Source organism: Aphanizomenon sp. CS-733/32 (genome assembly GCF_028330045.1).
GTDB lineage: Bacteria > Cyanobacteriota > Cyanobacteriia > Cyanobacteriales > Nostocaceae > Dolichospermum > Dolichospermum gracile.
Window position 1 is genome coordinate 1 of sequence record NZ_JAQMSE010000074.1, and the last position, 3,008, is coordinate 3,008.

The following is a 3,008-nucleotide window of genomic DNA, read 5'->3' on the forward strand; positions in this document are numbered from 1 at the left end:
AGCCTACAAAACAAAAAACAAATCTCAAAACCAAAGAACCGTGGGGCGCACGGTCTTAAAGCTCAGTTAATGTCCTCATAGAGGAGTCACTGAGAAGCCCACACTCACCTGAAAGGGAGTGTGTGGAGTACGTCACAGAAGAAGCGATAGCGAAGCGCTCCGTAGGAATCGCCCTCTACCAGCAGTCTTTAGAAATCAAAGAAAGCATTGGCAATGTCCAAGGTAAAGCGATAACTTTGGCAATGTTGGGGCAGTTATTAGCAGATGAAAAAGGAGATTTTGTAACTGCACTGGATTATTTACAGGAATCTTTGGAGATATTGCAGCGTATTCAATCTCCCGATGCTGAGACAGTGAGGGAAATTATTAATGATGTGCAACAAATGGCGAATGGTTAAGGTAATTTCTTAAACTTCCAAATTTTGAGTATGATGTAAAAATCAGTTGTAGGTTGGGTTGAGGTAACGAAACCCAACTATATTTTTCAAAACAAGAAACTGAATAGGAATTTACTGGTTACAACAAAATACTAATTAAAAAAGTAAAAATATGGGAATTGATTAGATCATTAAAAGGGGCATTTTGGAAAATGCCTCCTTTTTTAGGATGGGTCTAATCAAATTTAAACCTAGCTAATAATTCCTCACGGGAAAGATTAGATAAATTAAGTAACAACTGAGTTCTTTCTGTAAGAGAAAGTTCCATTATTAGATTCACAACGGCAGATAACTCCTCATCTAAATTACCAAAACGTACTGCTAACAAACTCTCTACCATCAAACGCTGTCCCTCTTTTTCTCCTTCCTGTCTTCCTTCCTGTCTTCCTTCCTGTCTTCCTTCCTGTCTTCCTTCTTCTATTCCCTCTTGTTTCCATTCTTCCCGTTGTTTAAGATACGCAGGTGATAAACTCATAATTAACTCCCTTACCTCTTCATCGTTGACATTACTATTCAATTCTAAATTTTTCCGCCAAGATGCAAATATTTCTACTAATTTATCCCATTTATCATTCTCTTTTGACAGTTCAACTACTTCGCTGATAGCTTGATTTTGAGTTCTACCTTTTCCTAATACCCTTAACCATAGTGTATCCTCTGTCATGGGTAACTGATTAATAGCCACAATAGCCGCTTTCTGGTATTTTGGCAGAAAATACACTCCTTTTTCCCATCCCTCCTTTACTTTCGCTCCAAACCCTTCCAGGATTTTTTCTGAACAAGTTGGTGTTAAAATCCATAGAAAGGGTAATTCTTCTTCAGAGATAGAACGTTTTTCTCTTTTGGCTTGTCGTAATAATTCTCCATGAACACTGTACAATTTTAACAAACAACTCCTAATTTCGATCTCATTAGGTGCATTACGGTAAGGTTCAAATAAACAACTTGTAACCGCCATTTTGCCTAATAATCCTAATTCAGAATTTGCAGATGTTGTAGTCGGAACAAACCAAACATCTATTTCTTGAACTTCGCTTTTTACATCTTTACTGGTTTTGACTTCTCCTAAAGGTGCTAATAATTCTTCTAGATATTCTTTGGCTAGTTGGTCGTGGGGTTGTCTTGTCATAAATCAGTATTTTGTTATGTTAGTATATAAAGTTTGTGGTAAGTTTATTGAAAATTCCACTGCTGAAATTTTGAGGAAAATTATCCATAACCTGCAAAACAAGTATTAGCTATTCATGATACAATAATATTAACTTAATTCATAACTCTCCTGTAATTTTTTAATTTAACAAATATCAATCCATGACTAAAAAAGTAGATATTGGCAGTAAACGCTTAATCAGTCTCGCCCCTGATATTTGACTTTTCTGCTATGGCTGATTTAGAAAACTGGTTACAACAAAATACTGATTAAAAGGGAGCATCCCAAATATAGCCACAGGCACTAAGATGATGACGTAAAACATTATAATTAGTAGGGGTTTAGCACTGCTAAACCCCTACAACTGAAGATTATCTAATATCTTTCCCCCCTGCCTCCTGCTATAAAATATCCTCTAAATGGCTACAGCTATATTTACTCGACTAAAAAGCCAAAATATTTCAACCCTTCTTCTATTCCAGCAGCAAATTTATTTTGTGCTAAATAACGATTTTCGTTTGGGTTCTCGTTGTGCCAATTTAATAATTCCTGTTTGGCATTGGCTACAATAATACCTTTTTCTTCTCTGTTGGCAAACAAAGCAATATCATTACCAGAATCACCACAAGCAACGGTTTTTGCTGCATCTATTTCTAAATGTTCCCGCACAAAAGTCATTGCCATACCTTTATTGGCTTTAGTGGGTAAAATATCTAAATTATTATAATTTTTATGATCACTATAACTATAAATAACTTGAATATCTAATCCAGCATTTCCTAAACTGTTCTCTAATTCTGATAAGATTTCTATATTATTTGCTTCTAAGAAGTAACTAACTTTAAAAGGTCTTTGCTCACTTTCTGGCTGTGGTATTAATTTGTGAAAATTATCAGCTATTTGTTTCACTAATTCTCTATCCCAAGCTTGAGATAGATGTTCTGACCACTTCTCATTTAGAGTTAACTGATATTGAGCATCATAATCATAAATTTCTGTTCCTACCGCACAAATCAAAATATCTGGTTTGAGAAGTGCTTTGTCTTTATCTTTTTGTTCTTTTTCCAGTTGCTGATACAGAAACAGCGATCGCCCTGTAGAATAGACAATCTTTGTATGATATTCCTGACGATGCAAATTTAGTCTCTGATTCAGTTTTTCCATTGCCTGATCATCACCTACTAGGGTGTGGTCTAGATCAGTAAGGAATAGAAACTGTTGCAAATTATACTTCATATTTTATTTTACAGGGCGATCGCCTGTTTTCTGCCGTAAACTCTAGTGACATACTCCACACACTCCCCTTCGGGTGAGTGTGGGCTTCTCAGCGACTCTTCTATGAAGACATTGACTGAGCTTTAAGACCGTGTGTCCCCCGGTTCTTGATATTAATTGAAGCATTCAAATCCCGGCACAAACTG

3 protein-coding genes are annotated in these 3,008 nt (G+C 36.0%); 1 reads left to right on the forward strand and 2 read right to left on the reverse strand.

Annotated elements, in window-relative coordinates; genetic code table 11:
* The first annotated feature begins 122 nt into the window (after positions 1-122).
* Positions 123-398 carry a tetratricopeptide repeat protein gene (locus tag PN471_RS05860; protein ID WP_271776041.1) on the forward strand — a complete coding sequence of 92 codons (276 nt, stop codon included), beginning with the start codon at positions 123-125 and terminating at the stop codon, positions 396-398.
* A 214-nt stretch (positions 399-612) separates the two neighbouring features.
* Here PN471_RS05860 and PN471_RS05865 read toward each other — a convergent pair whose 3' ends face one another.
* The gene (locus PN471_RS05865) at positions 613-1,566 is read right to left on the reverse strand and encodes a Yae1 family protein (protein WP_271776042.1); all 954 of its coding nucleotides are present in this window, start codon (positions 1,564-1,566) and stop codon (positions 613-615) included.
* A gap of 456 nt (positions 1,567-2,022) precedes the next feature.
* Complete coding sequence (locus PN471_RS05870) at positions 2,023-2,823, reverse strand: sucrose-phosphate phosphatase (protein ID WP_442867135.1); 801 nt, start codon at positions 2,821-2,823, stop codon at positions 2,023-2,025.
* Between the last annotated feature and the right edge of the window lie 185 nt (positions 2,824-3,008).